Origin of the sequence: Teredinibacter purpureus (assembly GCF_014217335.1) — a bacterium.
GTDB lineage: Bacteria > Pseudomonadota > Gammaproteobacteria > Pseudomonadales > Cellvibrionaceae > Teredinibacter > Teredinibacter purpureus.
Genome location: NZ_CP060092.1, coordinates 364,067 through 379,880 on the forward strand (window position 1 = coordinate 364,067; position 15,814 = coordinate 379,880).

Genomic DNA, 15,814 nt, shown 5'->3' on the forward strand with positions numbered 1-15,814 from the left:
ACCCTACAAAACATAAGAAAACTGAATACTCTAAAAAACCAGTTCGCTTTTAACTGAAAACTATTAAAAACATTAAAACACCCTTTTTCATGCCAATTAAATACGATTTCGCCATTATCGAGCACCAAAAAATCTAATTCGCCGAGAACCAGTTCATATACTGAGAATATTCAGTAGTAATTATCACCAGATGTAGCGAAGGGTTGTTCATGGCTGTAAGAAATGGCGAGATTGACGAAAAAGTTTGGTACCGTAACGAGCGTTTTTTTTGTGTTGACGGCAGTTGGTTTTTCTCCACTCGGGAAGGAACAGAAATAGGCCCTTATACCACTCGGCTTGGCGCGAGTAACGGCCTACAACTTTACGTACATTATATGCAAGCAAGCCCGCCACAAGGTCAGGAGTATGCGAGCAAGATTGCCAAGCAAGGTCTATGGGCCACAACACTGTGGCACTAATGGCGGCCGCTTATTTCAAGTAGTGGCGTAAAGTTGCGAGCAGCTTGTCTTGATCCACTGGTTTCGGTATCACAGTATCTATTCCACAAGATTTCAACTCTTCTGTATCTGCGGCTGCGTTCAATGACGTTACGGCAATAATCGGCGTGTCACGATAAGACTTCGTGGCGCGTAAGCGACGGGTGATCTCGCGGCCGTCAATATCCGGTAAATTAATATCGAGAAGCAACAGGCTATAGCTGTGGATTAGCACCTGTTTGAGCGCTTCTCTGCCACTATACACACAGTCGTAATGAATGTTTGCCCCCTCTAGTATCCAACCGACCAATTCAGAATTATCGCGGGAGTCTTCTACAACCAATATACGTTCCGCTCGCACCTCTTCCTGCTCCAATATTGCCGACTCTTGCTGAGCAACACTCCCGCCTCTATCATTAAGACTTCTGTTTAACGTTTGAATACGCACCAAACTAGTCTTTACACGTCGACGTAAAGTAAATATTGCCGAAAAAATACTCTTGGCATCAGGCTGAACCAAAGCCAGCTCTTCCTGCGTATCATTACTGAATATTACTTTTCGCTCTTGATTCATTCCGTTATACAAAACTTGAGGTAATTTTCGGCATTGCTCATCATTATTCAGTGACACCATTAAGCGAGTGGATTCGACCGTAGGATTGCCCAAATTAATCACCAAAAAATCTGGCAAACTCAAATGCATTTCATGTAGTGCCTGCTCGGCCGTTTCTACGAATATCAGCTCAATATTTAATATCGAAAATTCAATGTCCAACGCATTTTTGTGCAATGGCGTAGCGCCAATGACCATCGCTCTAGAAAAGTCTCGATAGACTAGTTTAATCAGAGCCTCTGCAATAGACGCTTTCTCCCATGGCTTGCAGACAAATAAGTCGGCCCCTTCCAGAATAATTTTCTTTTCTTCACTTGGGTTGGTACTAAAGGCTACTTTAGGAATGTCGGCTAATAAATGATGGCCATATAATCGCCGCAGTATTTCACTCCCCGCCAACTCAGGTAAGTCCATATCAAAACCAACAATATCGGGTAAGTTTTCTTCACAATCCTTAATGATCATAACAGGGTCTTGCTCAGTAAAAACGGTGAAACCATCATGTTTTAAATCGTCCTCCATTAACGGAAGATACACAGTGCTATTATCAATATATAAAAAGGATAGGCCTCGTCTATCCCACTGCCCTTCATCAAGAAGAGTCGGTTCTTCCGCGCCATAATTGACCGGAATATAGATTCGAAATTCACTGCCAACACCATATTCACTATCAAAATCAATAAAACCGCCTAAAAGATTGGTTAATTTTGCAGTGATCATTAACCCTAAGCCAGTCCCTTCAATTGCCAGTTTTTGTACCTCTTCTGCACGACCAAACTCCGTAAACAATTTATCTTTGTCGGAATCTGCTATACCAATCCCTGTATCTTTAAACCCGATTTTAACCGTATTACCTAATGGCCCCGCTTTTTCTCGTTCGACAGAAATAATAACGGAGCCGCGCTCAGTATATTTAATGGCATTGGAGCCCAAATTCAACATGATTTGCTTTAGTTTTGTGCGATCACTCATTACGGCAATATTGCGAGCGTAATTTACAATTTTTATATCCAGCTTTTTTTCTTCTGCCAGAGGTAGGAGTTCAGCCGTTATTTCACTGACAATATCGCTTACCGTAAAACTATCGTGTTTAACGGTCATTCGACCAGCATCTATCTTTGATAGATCCAAAATATCGTTAATAAGCCCTAACAGATGCGTGCTATTACGAAAGATTGACTGGACGGCTCGGTCACCGCGAACATCATCAGATACCGCAAGATCTTTGCGCAATATACGACTAAAACCAATAATGGAGTTCAGCGGTGTTCGAAGCTCGTGCGACATACTCGCTAAAAACTCAGATCGATATTGATTAGTTTTTTCGAGATTTTTATTACTTTTAGTAAGCTGCTGCGTTCTTTCTTCTAGCTCTCGATACGTTCTATGGAGCTGTTCTGTTTTCAGTTTATCCTTACGGTAGGTCATATAGTAATCGAGAAGCAGACCCAAAAACGGCACCATATACACCAGTACTTTTAACATATGCGCAGCATAGTAATGGCTGTCGTATAACGACGCCGAGCCAAACACCATATGCAGCTCAAGTATCACCGCGGGAACAGTACTTAAAACAAGTGAGTCACTGAACACCCCTGGAAAGCGCTTTTTAAACTTTGGGAAAATAAATGCGCCGGTGAATATATAAATAACGAGAGGCAGTACATCAAAAGGACGACGCACGAAATCATCGGGGAAAATTGATTTCGGAATATTATCTGTACTGATACACCATTGAATAATCAGATACCCTAAAAGCACAAAGGCTGCGGTTACCCCGAGCAGAAAACGAAGTGGGTTAGCATTGGACGCAGGCTTATCGACAAAAATTAATGTACTGACGCCCAACATGACGATAAGCGCATTAAAGGTTCTCGCTACCGCCCAACTAAAAGGCGCTAATACGCTACTATCCGAAACGGTATCGAGCATTCGAGTGGCAACTAAAGAATGGAAGGCGTCCATAGCACCTGCACACAACAACGAAATACCAATGACAGGCGTTGTAATATTAGCCGTCATACTAAAATGGCTAAACGCTAAAAGCGCCGTTAAAATAGCGGCGACAATAGCGCTCCATTCTAGCAACGTATGAAATTGCGGCCCAACCATAACCAAATGTAGGTTATTGAGCATATCTTGCTGTGGTAATAATGCTAACTGCTCAAACGACTGAAGCCGTTGATCTGCACCGAAGTCCACACCCAATAGAATCAACAGAAATGGCGCTAAACTCAGGCCAATAATCGCCGCTACCGCCGAGATTGATATTTCCGGCACCAGTAATGGCGAAAAAGACCCGCTAACTTCCTTATTCAAACCAGCCCCTAACGGTTTTGAGTTGGTGGCGTAACAATGTATGTTCGCTATAAACAAAAGCGGCCAACCTATCTATAGATCAACCGCTTTACCCTTTAAAGCAACGGTGCAATCACAAGGCTCACAATGGCCATAACATTAATTAGAATATTCATGGCTGGGCCCGAGGTATCTTTAAATGGATCCCCTACGGTATCGCCGACGACTACAGCAGAGTGCACAGCAGAACCTTTCCCGCCATAATGTCCTTTTTCAACATACTTTTTCGCGTTGTCCCATGCACCACCGGCATTCGCCATCATGAGCGCCATAAGCACACAGCAGATGAGAGCACCACCAAGCATTCCACCTAACGCGGCCGGCCCGATAAGAAATCCCACTAACACTGGGGACACAACAGCCAATAAACCAGGTGCTATCATTCGTTGTAATGCAGCTTTAGTCGCGATATCAATACAGCGCCCAGTGTCTGGCTTCGCCTTTCCTTCCAATAACCCAGGTATTTCACGAAACTGACGACGAATTTCTTTAATCATGTCGAATGCGGCATCACCAACTGCACGCATTGTCATGGCACTCACGAGATAGGGAAAGATTGCGCCTAAAAACATCCCCATTAAGACGGTGGGGTCGTTAATATTTAAATTAAAATCAGGATTATTAGTGCTCACGGTTTCAATAAATGCAGCAATGATCGCTAGCGCCGCAAGCCCTGCAGCACCAATGGCAAAGCCCTTACCTATTGCAGCAGTGGTATTACCGACCTCGTCTAAGCCGTCCGTAATCTTGCGAGTTTCTTCACCAAGACCTCCCATTTCAGCAATGCCGCCTGCGTTATCCGCGATAGGCCCGTACGCATCGATGGCCATTGTTATACCAACTGTTGCAAGCATGCCCACAGCACCAATACCAACACCATAGACGCCCGCACCCGTGGGCAACAATGAACTCGATACATAGATAATAGCGGCAATTGCCAAAACCGGAACCACTACTGATTCCATGCCCGTGGCCAATCCAGAAATCATGACAGTCGCGGGGCCGGTTTCACCATCTTTCGCTATCTTCTGCACAGGCTTACCGCCAGTATAATACTCCGTCACAAGGCCAATAATAATACCGCCAACGGCACCAGCCACAACGCACAACCAGACAGAATCACTTACCCCCATAAAATGAAGTAACGCATAGGACGCCGCCATAAAGATTAGCGTTGCACCAATAGTGCCTGCTCGCAACGCCGCCTCCGGCGATTTACCCGACATTATCTTGACTAATAAAATACCAGCGATAGAACAAAGTAGGCCCACGGACGCGAGAGCCAACGGCGCGAACATTAGATCGCCTCTGTCCCCCGCCAAAACAGCCACCGTAGATAAACCCATTGTTGAGGCTATGGCGATGCTCGCAATCATCGAGCCGCAATAGGACTCAAAAATATCAGACCCCATACCGGCCACATCTCCGACATTGTCACCAACATTATCGGCAATAACACCTGGGTTGCGAGGGTCATCCTCTGGGATTCCAGCCTCCACTTTGCCGACAAGGTCAGCGCCTACGTCGGCGCTCTTGGTAAAGATGCCTCCACCTACACGCGAAAATAATGCAACGATAGAAGCGCCCATACCAAAACCGTGAATTGCTTCTGCATGCGCAGGGTCTGCGCCAAAGAGGTGATAAAGAAACCCCAAGCCGAGCAACCCCATAGATGCAACAGTTAAACCCATTACGGAGCCACCGAAAAAGGCAACATTCAACGCTGATGACGCACCCCCCTCACTAGCGGCAATAGTGGTACGAACATTTGCTTGAGTCGCAGAATACATACCGATGTAACCCGCGCTTGCCGAGCATACCGCTCCGACCACAAACGCTAACGGCGTATGCCATGACTGGAAACCAACGAAGAGGCCAAACGTAATGATGACAACAAAGATGACTAGGATTGTATATTCACGACGCATAAAAACCATTGCACCGTGATGAATCTCCGCGGCTATTTCGGCAACAAGGCCTTCACCTGCAGGGTACTTCAATACAATCAAGTAAATAACAAAAGCGACAAGCAATCCAACACCACCCAGAACAGGCGGTAAAATTGTAAAATCCATGTAACCCCCAAACTCAATTATTGTTTTAAGTAAATCATCGCGCCTGCGAGATTTCTTTTTTACGGCGGGGATACTGCGTGCCGTAACATTTAATATAGACGCTTTATTGCGACTACAACTTTCTATTGCTACGGCAGGGAATAATAAAAAGCCGTTCGATTCTACGATACGACAGAAAAAGGGTAAACCCAGGAGGCCTCTCAACGATTGTTCAGTGGTAGGCTTGTGTTACAATCGCGCCCTTCTCAAAGGCCCGCGTTTCTATTCGTAACCGAATACGACCAAGGCCGATGACTACACCGCGCAGCATCGGCTGCACATAGACAAACGAATTACGTACAGGATTTTGAGTATGAGCCTTCACCTCGTGCCTACAGGCGATAAAGCACCAGAAGAAATTAACGTTATCATCGAGATCCCGATGGGCGGCGACCCTATTAAATATGAAGTCGATAAAGAATCAGGCGCCATGTTTGTTGACCGCGTTCTGGGTACCGCAATGCATTACCCAGCCAACTACGGATACATCCCTCATACTTTAAGTGATGATGGCGACCCCGCCGACGTTTTAGTCTTTATGAATCGCCCTTTACTGCCAGGCTCGGTTATCACATGCCGCCCTTTAGGCATGCTAAAAATGACAGACGAATCGGGTGAAGACGCAAAAATTCTGGCCGTTCCCGTTAGCAAAGTGACTAAGTATTACGATGATGTCGTCAGTATTGAAGAGCTTCCTTCCATCAAAATAAACCGTATTGCGCACTTTTTTGAGCACTACAAGGATCTAGAAGAAGGCAAGTGGGTTAAATTGGATGGCTGGGCCGGTGTTGACGAAGCCAAACAAGAAATTTTAGATTCTATCGAAAACTTCAAGAACCAACCTAAAGCGCCACGCTTCTAAACACAAAAGCTCACCGTTTAAAAGGCTCGACTGTAGGCGGCTTTAAGGCTCTAGAAGCGTTATGCCGCTTACATCCGGCGCCGGTGCTGACACCGGTTTAGGTGGTGCTAAATTGCCCCCTAGCTCTGCAACGCTCAAACTACTTATATCCACATCTACAGCTTTAACGCTTTTCCGTTCTTCAGGTTTTAGCAGCTCAGCTCCCGCCTCTGCAATATTGAACGCCGTTAGATCCAACTCAAGCGCCGAGTCTTGCTCGTATTCAGAAGCCTCTAGCAAATTTCCGCCGCTTTCTTTTAGTGACAACGCCGATATATCGACCTCAACAGTCTCAACCACCGGCCGCTCTTGCGCCGCGATCAAATGACCTTCCATGGGCGCCAAAACTAACCCCACCTCAACCTTAGCGGGCACCTCCGTGCCGGGAATAGCCCCCACTGCTGGCTCCGTGCAGGGAATAACCCCAGAGGGCGCAGAAAAAGAAGGCGGCTGAACATCGAACGCACCAAAGCTTGCTTTACCCTGCGGTTTACCGGCTGCTGCCACTTGAACTTCTACATCCACAAGCGCGCCAGCTTTTTTTATCGCTACGCGATATTTCGTAGCCGCGTCAAACGCCAAACCTCGTTTTAACACTACTGCTTTGCCGCTGAACAAGGCCTCAACTTTTGCTGCATCAATTTTAAACAGCTGTCCCATATTACGCTTGGCAGCATCTAACGCTACACCTTTCGCCAAGGCTCCACGAAAAACTAAATTATACTTTTCTTCGGATGTTTCTGAGGACATAACACCACCTTACTAGAATAATTATGCTTTACACGCTCATGAAGCGCGGGCTTTAACCTCTGCTATATTACGCATCACATGGGCACATGCTTACGTACTTTGGCGCTGATGACCGCTGGCAGAAGTCTGAACAAGATCCATACTTTTAGGCAACAATCTCAAGAGGGGGGTGAGATTGGGTACACACCACCTGCCTTAAATGTAGAGATGTATTTATTATGAGCAGCATTCCCGATAACACGCAACTTCACCACCCTTCTTTTACACCAAAAGACCCCGTTTTAACTATAAATGATGACAAGGTTATTGCCGTTGGCCAACAGAGGGTTCATGTGAGCGCCGTCACCACTAAAATTTGTGAAGATATCGCCTTTCTTGAAGATAGAATTCATCGCTTGGAAGAAATGAAAGCGCCCAGCGAAACGGTTATAAACACTTATCGTGCCATGTTAGAAAGCCGACAATCTGTGCTGGAGTGGCTACAAGAACATCCGCTGGAAACATCTCAAACAACAGAGCCTAAAATAGGTTAAACCTTAGTTAACCTCCGGCTTTATGAGCTGTTTCAGCACATCACTCATTGTAAAACACTGCCCTTCAACCTGCCGCTCATGCTTAGGCGAAGGCACAAACCGTACTAGACTCATACCCGCCGCCTGCGCCGCCATAAACCCCGCTGGAGAATCCTCAACCACCGTACAGCAATCGGCAGGCACACCCACGACATTCGACGCCAGCAGAAATAACGCTGGCGAGGGTTTCCCTTCATTGACGTCTTGAGCGCTAAATCTACGGGTAGCGCCACGCACTTCCGGAAAAAAACGGTCCAAGCCAGTAATTGCCAACGAATGTTTTATTTTGGCGTGAGCCCCATTCGACGCGACACAAAACGGTATCTCATTTTCCTGTAGCGTTTCCAATACGCACTCTATGCCTGCCACTGGCGTTAGATCCTCCGCAAATCGGCGCTGTGTTGCTGCAGCCAGTTGTTGATCAAAAGTATTAGGTAGAGCGCGCTCAAATCTTTTTTCAATCCAGGCGTAGCAATAAGACAAAGAGTGCCCGTGGAACGCTTGATAACAATCGGCAGGTGGAATATCCATGCCTTGCTCGGCAAGCAGCAACGAAAACACCTCCGCGGCCAACCCTTCGCTATCAACAAGCACTCCGTCACAATCAAAAATCACTAACATAATACTGCCAAGCCCTACTGTTTGTTAACGTGTTTACAGAGCATTTTAAATACGACCACACCCACCTCTAAAGCACAACATAACGTTCAAAAACATCGTTAAAGCAAGCCTTTAGTGCCTCAGACAGCATAAGGTCCGCACTTTCAACAAGCCCAAACAACAACTCCGGTGTTAAGCGCTCTGCATATTGAGTGGCCAGCGGCGCACAACTTAAATGCCATGGCTCCGGCGATACACCACCCGTGTCTAGATTATAGGGGCGAATAAAGTAATCTTGCGCTGCGAGATATTCCGTCAACCATTCATACAAGGGGGCAAAGACTCCCTCACATTCTGCCACCGTCAATTGGAGCCGCTCGCCATCTGGCAGGGCCGCTGCATCGTAGATATCAAAATCCGTTCCCCAATGATGTCGCGAACCACCCGGCAAAGCCGACCAACGTAAAATGCAGTGCATTAACTGGTCAGGTGAAAGCGTATTGATATCCAACTGATGCCCATTAACATCAACAACAGGGCGCTTACCCAATGCCTTTTGATTCCAAATAGATAACTGGCGGTCAAAGCTTCGATACCCACTCGCAATACGCAAATCGAACCCATTCTGGGCCGCGAGACGTTTAAGCCCAGCAATGGGCTCCACTGCCATTCGGTGAACAGGGCACTCAAGGGTATCAAAATCAACGTGAGAATTATCACGCCCGCAGGCCTGCTCAAATGTCGCGAAAGTCACGGGAGTTGCTCCCATTTTGACCATATTGTCCCCTTAACTAATTGCGCTACCAGTATAAGTCTGTATGATTGCCCGCTACTGGTGACCGATCTCCGGCTATATTAGCTGCTGCAGCATGCTGCGATAAGCACTAACATTACGAGATTGTACGCGGTAGTTGCTAACTTAAAATAATAATCAGCAACCAACTGCTAAACTAATTCTATATTCACCAGAACCCCAAGACATTCTAATAATAACAACCCATGGGAGATCGGACCTCATGACTTCCTCTAACGGTAGCCAAGGTATGCAGGGAGAGTTGCTCGGGCTTAAAAACCTCGGCATGGCGTCAGTCAATATTCTTCATGCAATCGGTGTAAACAATTACGATGATTTATCTCGAATGGGTGCAGTTGAAGCCTATTGTCGAATAAAAACACGTGGCATTCACGTATCCAAAGTCATGCTATATGCGCTTCAAGGTGCACTAATGGATGTTCATTGGAACGATTTATCGCCCGATTTAAAGTCGCAATTGGTTGAAGAAGCAGAGCAATCTGTTAGCACGGGCGCTTAAACCGCGCCCAAGAAACCGAGCCATAAAGTACATTCGTGACAATAAAGCTGTTTGACCACGCACAATTACCCGAAGGCGCAGCCCTATCTTTTGCTCTTCACGACGAGCCGTATTTCGCCGTGCGAAAAGATGGTTGTGTTTTCGCGTATAAAAATAAATGCCCACACTTAGGCATTCCACTTGAGTGGCAACCTAATGAGTTTCTTGATGCCGAGGGAGAGCTAATTCAATGCTCCACCCACGCGGCTCTATTTCTTATCGACTCTGGCGAATGCGTTTCAGGGCCGTGCACTGGCGAAAAACTAACACCTGTTGCCATCACCTGCGACGACACTGGCGTTTACTTAACATAAACACCGGTATTTCTTAGCCGCTAATCCAATACCACCGGCAACCTCTGCTGCAAAATAATTCCCTCCACCGTGATCGCGGCACGATAAGCGAATAATTCCACTCCCACCATAGACGCTTCGCGCAATAAAACACCATAATGTGGGTCGATATCGTCCGCAGGTGAAACACTGTCTATTCCTGTGTGCTGCACACAGTACAACAACACGGCTCGATGCCCTTGCGACTTCACGCTCATCAGCTCCCTCAGATGCTTGCTTGCACGCACACTCACAGAATCGGGGAAACACCCTCTCCGCCCCTCCACTGCCAACGTCACACTTTTTACCTCAACAAAACACTTATCCTCAACAAAACACTTATCCTCACCCGTAGACAGCAATATATCGATACGGCTGCCCTCGTCACCGTACTTCTGCTCTCGCTGCAAGGTTTTATATCCCTGCAACTCTTCAAGTCGACCGCTCTCAATCGCCTCAACCACAAGCGCATTGGCCCTACCCGTATTAATACCGGCAACACCGCCACACGGCGTGGTCGCCAATTCCCAACCGTAACGATATTTTCGCTTAGGATTATTCGAGTCGTACAAATAACACTCAGAACCCGCAACGATACAATTTTTCATGCTGCCGGTATTCGGACAGTGGACCGTTATTTCACGGCCATCAGGCATTACTACGTCGGCCAAGAAGCGCTTGTACCGTCGCAACAGTGTGGCCGAGACTAAAGGGGGGGAAAACTGCATAAAAACCTCTATTTAAATAGGCCAGAACCACAACTCACGACCGATTACTTTTGTTGTATTTGATGCCATATCACTCACCAAATCGAGACCAAGACTTTCTACAGTAAAATTTATCTGCTGACTATCCTCTCGTTAATAAGCGAAAAAACTAGCGCGCAAAATGCGAATCTGGTAATTTTCTCCGCTTGATTTTACTCGACTGTATTTATAGGGTGGAATCTGGGGCAAATCAGTCGCTTTACACTTAAATAAAATGTTGGGCGGCCTTGAAAATACCTAAAACACCCCCATTTGACTGCGATTATTCAGCAATGAGGCGCAAATAACTTATGCCGGAATCTCAAGCTAAAACCAACTTCGCTTTTCGTGATATCCCCGCTTACGTGGAGAAGAAAGGCGAAGAGTATATGGGCGATGACCAACGTGATCACTTTCGCAAGCTATTACATGCTTGGAAACATGAACTCATGGAAGAAGTCGATCGAACTGTAAGCCACATGAAAGACGAGGCCTCGAATTTTCCAGACCCTGCCGATCGCGCAAGTCAGGAAGAGGAATTTAGTCTCGAGCTACGTACGCGAGACCGCGAACGTAAGCTCATTAAAAAAATTGATAGCACTCTTGAACTACTAGAAACCGACGAATACGGCTATTGTGAAGCATGTGGCGTAGAAATTGGTGTGCGTAGATTAGAAGCTCGCCCCACTGCTACACAGTGTGTCGACTGCAAAACTATCGATGAAATAAAAGAAAAGCAAACCACACTCTAAACGGGGTTGCCTACTATCATTAGACAGCCGGCTACACCTTATGTAGGCCGGTTCGCCCCCTCACCTTCTGGCCCTCTTCATATGGGTTCGCTAGTTTGTGCACTGGCGAGCTATCTTGATGCTCGAGCTAACAACGGCCAGTGGCTCGTTCGCATCGAAGATATTGACCCCCCCCGCGAACAAGCAGGCGCCCACTCACTGATTTTAGAATCGTTAGCCAAGCACGGCCTCGAATCAGACCAGAGAGTATTATTTCAAAGCCAGCGACACGACGCTTATAGCGCAACGCTAAACACACTTGCACAGCGGCAATTATCCTATCGATGCAATTGCACTAGAGCACGGCTAAAGCAACTCGAAAGTCTATATGACCAGCACTGCCTTTCATTAGCCCCGCCGCCAAATAGCCTTAGCGCTATTCGCCTTAACCAACAGGCGGCTCTTTTGTCGCTGGACAAACCCACACTTGACCCGCTCATCGATGGTGTTTTAGGCCCCCTGCAGCTCCCTCTAGATCCGCACGACGATTTTGTCATCCACCGTAAAGATGGATTATTTGCCTACCAACTCGCCGTCGTCGTAGACGACATAGAGCAAGGCATCACTCATGTCGTTCGAGGTGCAGACCTACTGAGCACAACCAACAAGCAGCGCTTACTGTTTTTCACGCTGGGCAGCTCGCCACCACACTACAGCCACATTCCTCTGGTGACCGATAGCCGTGGTCACAAGTTGAGCAAGCAAAATCACGCCCCCGCCATCCAATCGACAGAAGCAACGGCAAACCTTACATTCGCGTGCGAATTACTCGGGCTTTGCAATAATAAAGAGCGCACCACACTCCAACACAAAAGCGTAACGACCATTCTTCAATGGGCCACTGGGAAATGGGATATCCGAGCCCTTCCTACACACCCAATCATCGGCTAATACCACTACCTCGCGACACACTAACGTAACGCCCACCATTTTGTTAAGGTACAATTCGCGCCCCAAGAGGAAGCTGAATGAAACGACAACGCCCCCTACTCTTAATGCTATTGGTGATCTATATATTCGCACCCGTGCTCTTCAGCTGGATAGTTCACCCCGACGGCGGCTGGTACAGGCCATTTGTTATTTGGCTGCTCGTCGTGCTCATCGCTTTTATCATTCAATATAAGTCGACAACCACCCCCCCCCAACCTTGAGCCCCAATTCCATGACATTTAGCTTTTTACAAGTTGGGCTTGTCTGCCTCGTCTATCTCAGCATGCTGTTCACCGTGGCCTACTGCACCGAAAAAGGCTTGATCAGCCAACGTATCGCCCGCCACCCCGTCACTTATATTTTTTCATTGGGTATTTTTGCGAGCGCGTGGGCGTATTACGGCGTCATTGATCTCGCCAGCAATTTTGGCTACGGGGCTCTCGCTTATTATATTGGCACTGGTGCCCTCTTCTTATTTGCTCCGCTAGCATTGAAACCCCTGATGGAGCTAGCGCGCCGCTTTCAAATTAATTCCACCGCAGACCTCTTAACCTTCCGCTACGACAGCCACGGAGTGGGCGGTATTGCGACTCTTTGTATGCTACTGGCAATGGCGCCATTAATTGCGCTACAAATCCAAGCCGTTGCCGATACGATTCACATACTCACGCGCAACAATGGCATCAGTATCGATATGAATAACGAGGATTTCGGCACTCGTCAACTACTAGCGCTTGTTTACTGTGTCGCGGTTGCCTGTTTTGCCATGACCTTCGGCTCTAACCGAGAGCATCACAAAGGCCTCATTACCTCAATGGCCTTTGAATCTCTCATTAAGGTATTCGGTTTATGCGCAATAGGGCTATTTGCCGTCTATCACGTATTTTCCGGATTCGACGGGCTCGACCAATGGCTTGCCGCGAACCCTGAACAACTCGAAAATTTAAACCCGCCAGCCGCTCACCAATCGTCACACACCTTGCTACTGGTCTTTATTGCCACAGCAGTCTCTATGCCACACATTTTTCATATGACCGTGGTCGAGAACCCTGTCAAAAACGTCGCTAGAACCATTAGCTGGGCCTTCCCATTATTTCTTCTGGTCATGGCGTTACCCATCTTTCCTATCTATTGGGCAGGCATTAAGTTGGGCGGCCAATTTCCAACTGAATACTTCCCTCTTGCCGTGCCTATTGCCTCCGGCAGCACCACTTTCACGCTGATATCCTTTGTAGCGGGCCTATCAGCAGCCACCGGCGCAATCGTTGCGATCTCTCTCGCTATCGCCACAATGATTCTTAACCACTGGATTTTGCCCGCTACACCGCTGCGCACTCATCGTGAAATTTATGGGCAATTAATTTGGATGCGAAGAGTACTGATAACGGTCGTTATTCTGGCCGGCTACGGGTTCTATTTAACGCTTGGCAATCACTTTAATCTTACAGATTTAGCGCTCACGTCATTTATAGCAACACTGCAGTTTTTACCTGGGATTATAGCCGTAGCCCATTGGACCCGAGGCAATCGCAAGGGCTTGCTAGCAGGGCTAAGCATCGGCATGTTTGTCTGGGCAACAGGACTACTACTACCAATGCTGAGCGGTATTCAGCACTACCCCCTCCCATTCTTAACCAACCCTCTCGCCGTCGGTATCGACTACTGGGAAACCGTGACACTTTGGTCGTTGGGGCTTAACACCCTTATATTTGTGGGCGTCTCATTGACCACCCATCAAACCGATGATGAAAAGTACAGTGCAGACCTTTGCGCCGAAGACGAACTCAGCCACCCTGTACGCATGGCATTGGACATTCGGTCACCAGAAGAAATAGTAGAAAGACTCTCCAACCGAATAGGCGAGACCACCGCCCGAGTTGAAGTCAATCGAGCACTCGAGCAACTAGGGCTCAATGCCAGCGAAAGCAGGCCCTACGCACTTCGACGCCTCCGCGACGAAGTCGAGGCCAACCTATCCGGCCTTATGGGTATTAGCATGGCCACCGAAATTATGGACGGACAGATACCGTTTAAGGTGCCAGAAAGTGAAGGTGTCGCTGATATCAACCTCATGGAAAGCCGTATCAATGACTACCGGGATCACTTAACCGGCCTCGCGGCGGAACTCAATAATTTGCGTCTCTATCATCGCCGAACACTCGAAGAGCTGCCTATGGCCGTATGCTCTGTCGGTAAAGATATGGAAGTACTGATGTGGAATAGCGCCATGGAGCACCTCACTGGTATCACCAGCGAAACCGTCACAGGCTCTAGGCTCACCGATATTCTGGACCCATGGGGCGAATTGATGGAACGGTTTGCAAACTCAAGATCGGCCCACTTCTACAAACAAGAAATTGACCTCGCCGGCCGAACTCATTGGATCAGCCTGCACCAAGCGTCTATTCCGTCGACCAATAGACAGCAACCCGATGGCCAGGTCATTCTGCTAGAAGACGTCACAGAGCTACAAGTACTCGAAAAAGAATTAATGCACAGCGAACGGCTAGCATCGGTCGGGCGATTAGCTGCGGGCGTTGCACACGAAATTGGCAACCCCGTAACCGGTATTGCCTGTCTTGCACAAAATATGAAATATGAAACGGAGGATGAAGAGCTCTTAGAATCCGTTGCGCAAATTTTGTCCCAAACAGACAGAGTTAGCCGAATCGTCCACTCTCTCGTTAACTTTTCCCACTCAGGCCAAGAAAAAGAAAGCGCCTTCCAACATGCGTCTGTCTATCAATGCGCTCAAGAAGCCATCGACCTTATTCGCCTTCAAAGAGAAAAAGGCCAGGTAAACTTTATTAACGACGCTGACCCAGCCATTCGAGTGTGGGGCGACAGCCAACGCTTGATCCAAGTGTTCGTCAATCTGTTGTCCAACGCCCGAGATGCCTGCACCGATGCAGGGGACAAGGGCACGATTACCGTCTGCACGAACGCAAAAGCCCATTGGGCAGAAATATCGGTCTCTGACGATGGCCCCGGTATCCCGCAAGACCTGCAAGATAGAATCTTTGAACCCTTTTTCACCACTAAAGACCCCGGAGAAGGGACAGGGCTTGGCTTGGCGATGGTTTACAGCATCGTAGAAGAGCACAAAGGCACTCTTGAGATTATCAGCCCAATTGATAAAGTGTTACAAATAGGCACAAAATTTGTGATAAAGCTCCCCACAGCGCTTGAATCTGACGCCACTACGGGTAACACTAGGCATCAGTTGTAACCGAATTACTCGGGACTTGGTTTTAACGAAGTAAACGCAGCAGACGATCT

General features: G+C 47.5%; 15 protein-coding genes. 9 read left to right on the forward strand and 6 right to left on the reverse strand.

Annotation, left to right across the window (positions count from 1 at the left end):
• The first annotated feature begins 209 nt into the window (after window positions 1–209).
• Complete coding sequence (locus tag H5647_RS01425) at window positions 210–458, forward strand: DUF6316 family protein (RefSeq protein WP_045855730.1); 249 nt, start codon at window positions 210–212, stop codon at window positions 456–458.
• 10 nt (window positions 459–468) lie between these two features.
• Here H5647_RS01425 and H5647_RS01430 read toward each other — a convergent pair whose 3' ends face one another.
• Together H5647_RS01430 and H5647_RS01435 are read right to left on the reverse strand one after the other, a co-directional pair.
• The gene (locus H5647_RS01430; protein WP_162926259.1) at window positions 469–3,408 is read right to left on the reverse strand and encodes a response regulator; all 2,940 of its coding nucleotides are present in this window, start codon (window positions 3,406–3,408) and stop codon (window positions 469–471) included.
• 95 nt (window positions 3,409–3,503) lie between these two features.
• Window positions 3,504–5,522, reverse strand: coding sequence for a sodium-translocating pyrophosphatase (locus H5647_RS01435; protein WP_045860960.1), 2,019 nt, complete (start codon window positions 5,520–5,522; stop codon window positions 3,504–3,506).
• Between the two features lie 352 nt (window positions 5,523–5,874).
• Between H5647_RS01435 and ppa the strand changes: the two genes are divergently transcribed.
• Entirely contained in the window at window positions 5,875–6,423 is a 549-nt protein-coding gene (gene ppa / locus H5647_RS01440) for an inorganic diphosphatase (RefSeq protein ID WP_045855731.1), read from the forward strand.
• A gap of 42 nt (window positions 6,424–6,465) precedes the next feature.
• On the opposite strand, the gene H5647_RS01445 is transcribed toward ppa, so the two are convergent.
• Complete coding sequence (locus tag H5647_RS01445) at window positions 6,466–7,212, reverse strand: hypothetical protein (protein ID WP_045855732.1); 747 nt, start codon at window positions 7,210–7,212, stop codon at window positions 6,466–6,468.
• A gap of 218 nt (window positions 7,213–7,430) precedes the next feature.
• Between H5647_RS01445 and H5647_RS01450 the strand changes: the two genes are divergently transcribed.
• On the forward strand, window positions 7,431–7,745 hold the full coding sequence (locus H5647_RS01450; RefSeq protein WP_236074733.1) for a hypothetical protein: 315 nt from the start codon (window positions 7,431–7,433) through the stop codon (window positions 7,743–7,745).
• 3 nt (window positions 7,746–7,748) lie between these two features.
• Here the strand turns inward: H5647_RS01450 and H5647_RS01455 are convergent, their stop codons facing one another.
• Window positions 7,749–8,405 carry an HAD family hydrolase gene (locus H5647_RS01455; RefSeq protein ID WP_045855733.1) on the reverse strand — a complete coding sequence of 219 codons (657 nt, stop codon included), beginning with the start codon at window positions 8,403–8,405 and terminating at the stop codon, window positions 7,749–7,751.
• A 67-nt stretch (window positions 8,406–8,472) separates the two neighbouring features.
• Window positions 8,473–9,162, reverse strand: coding sequence for a M15 family metallopeptidase (locus tag H5647_RS01460; RefSeq protein ID WP_236074734.1), 690 nt, complete (start codon window positions 9,160–9,162; stop codon window positions 8,473–8,475).
• A gap of 238 nt (window positions 9,163–9,400) precedes the next feature.
• Between H5647_RS01460 and H5647_RS01465 the strand changes: the two genes are divergently transcribed.
• Both H5647_RS01465 and H5647_RS01470 read left to right on the forward strand, forming a co-directional pair.
• On the forward strand, window positions 9,401–9,697 hold the full coding sequence (locus tag H5647_RS01465) for a TfoX/Sxy family protein (protein ID WP_045855735.1): 297 nt from the start codon (window positions 9,401–9,403) through the stop codon (window positions 9,695–9,697).
• A gap of 35 nt (window positions 9,698–9,732) precedes the next feature.
• Window positions 9,733–10,050 carry a Rieske (2Fe-2S) protein gene (locus H5647_RS01470; RefSeq protein ID WP_045855737.1) on the forward strand — a complete coding sequence of 106 codons (318 nt, stop codon included), beginning with the start codon at window positions 9,733–9,735 and terminating at the stop codon, window positions 10,048–10,050.
• Window positions 10,051–10,070: 20 nt separating this feature from the next.
• Here the strand turns inward: H5647_RS01470 and sfsA are convergent, their stop codons facing one another.
• Window positions 10,071–10,796, reverse strand: a complete 726-nt coding sequence (gene sfsA / locus H5647_RS01475; RefSeq protein ID WP_045855739.1) for a DNA/RNA nuclease SfsA — start codon at window positions 10,794–10,796, stop codon at window positions 10,071–10,073.
• Between the two features lie 329 nt (window positions 10,797–11,125).
• Here sfsA and dksA point away from each other — a divergent pair, with 329 nt between their 5' ends.
• The 4 genes from dksA (at window position 11,126) to H5647_RS01495 (ending at window position 15,764) form a co-directional block, all read left to right on the forward strand.
• Window positions 11,126–11,566, forward strand: coding sequence for an RNA polymerase-binding protein DksA (gene dksA, locus H5647_RS01480; protein WP_045855741.1), 441 nt, complete (start codon window positions 11,126–11,128; stop codon window positions 11,564–11,566).
• Between the two features lie 6 nt (window positions 11,567–11,572).
• On the forward strand, window positions 11,573–12,496 hold the full coding sequence (gene gluQRS, locus H5647_RS01485) for a tRNA glutamyl-Q(34) synthetase GluQRS (protein WP_045855744.1): 924 nt from the start codon (window positions 11,573–11,575) through the stop codon (window positions 12,494–12,496).
• Between the two features lie 77 nt (window positions 12,497–12,573).
• The gene (locus H5647_RS01490) at window positions 12,574–12,756 is read left to right on the forward strand and encodes a hypothetical protein (RefSeq protein ID WP_082086922.1); all 183 of its coding nucleotides are present in this window, start codon (window positions 12,574–12,576) and stop codon (window positions 12,754–12,756) included.
• 11 nt (window positions 12,757–12,767) lie between these two features.
• Complete coding sequence (locus H5647_RS01495) at window positions 12,768–15,764, forward strand: ATP-binding protein (RefSeq protein WP_045855747.1); 2,997 nt, start codon at window positions 12,768–12,770, stop codon at window positions 15,762–15,764.
• Window positions 15,765–15,814 lie beyond the last annotated feature (50 nt).

What these genes read in the sequence shown, in the direction of transcription:
- H5647_RS01455 (WP_045855733.1), bottom strand. Translation starts at nt 8,405, where the DNA reads ATGTTAGTGATTTTTGATTGTGACGGAGTGCTTGTTGATAGCGAAGGG.
- sfsA (WP_045855739.1), bottom strand. Translation starts at nt 10,796, where the DNA reads ATGCAGTTTTCCCCCCCTTTAGTCTCGGCCACACTGTTGCGACGGTAC.
- H5647_RS01465 (WP_045855735.1), top strand. Translation starts at nt 9,401, where the DNA reads ATGACTTCCTCTAACGGTAGCCAAGGTATGCAGGGAGAGTTGCTCGGG.
- H5647_RS01495 (WP_045855747.1), top strand. Translation starts at nt 12,768, where the DNA reads ATGACATTTAGCTTTTTACAAGTTGGGCTTGTCTGCCTCGTCTATCTC.
- H5647_RS01435 (WP_045860960.1), bottom strand. Translation starts at nt 5,522, where the DNA reads ATGGATTTTACAATTTTACCGCCTGTTCTGGGTGGTGTTGGATTGCTT.
- H5647_RS01450 (WP_236074733.1), top strand. Translation starts at nt 7,431, where the DNA reads ATGAGCAGCATTCCCGATAACACGCAACTTCACCACCCTTCTTTTACA.
- H5647_RS01425 (WP_045855730.1), top strand. Translation starts at nt 210, where the DNA reads ATGGCTGTAAGAAATGGCGAGATTGACGAAAAAGTTTGGTACCGTAAC.
- H5647_RS01460 (WP_236074734.1), bottom strand. Translation starts at nt 9,162, where the DNA reads ATGGTCAAAATGGGAGCAACTCCCGTGACTTTCGCGACATTTGAGCAG.
- dksA (WP_045855741.1), top strand. Translation starts at nt 11,126, where the DNA reads ATGCCGGAATCTCAAGCTAAAACCAACTTCGCTTTTCGTGATATCCCC.
- ppa (WP_045855731.1), top strand. Translation starts at nt 5,875, where the DNA reads ATGAGCCTTCACCTCGTGCCTACAGGCGATAAAGCACCAGAAGAAATT.
- H5647_RS01490 (WP_082086922.1), top strand. Translation starts at nt 12,574, where the DNA reads ATGAAACGACAACGCCCCCTACTCTTAATGCTATTGGTGATCTATATA.
- H5647_RS01445 (WP_045855732.1), bottom strand. Translation starts at nt 7,212, where the DNA reads ATGTCCTCAGAAACATCCGAAGAAAAGTATAATTTAGTTTTTCGTGGA.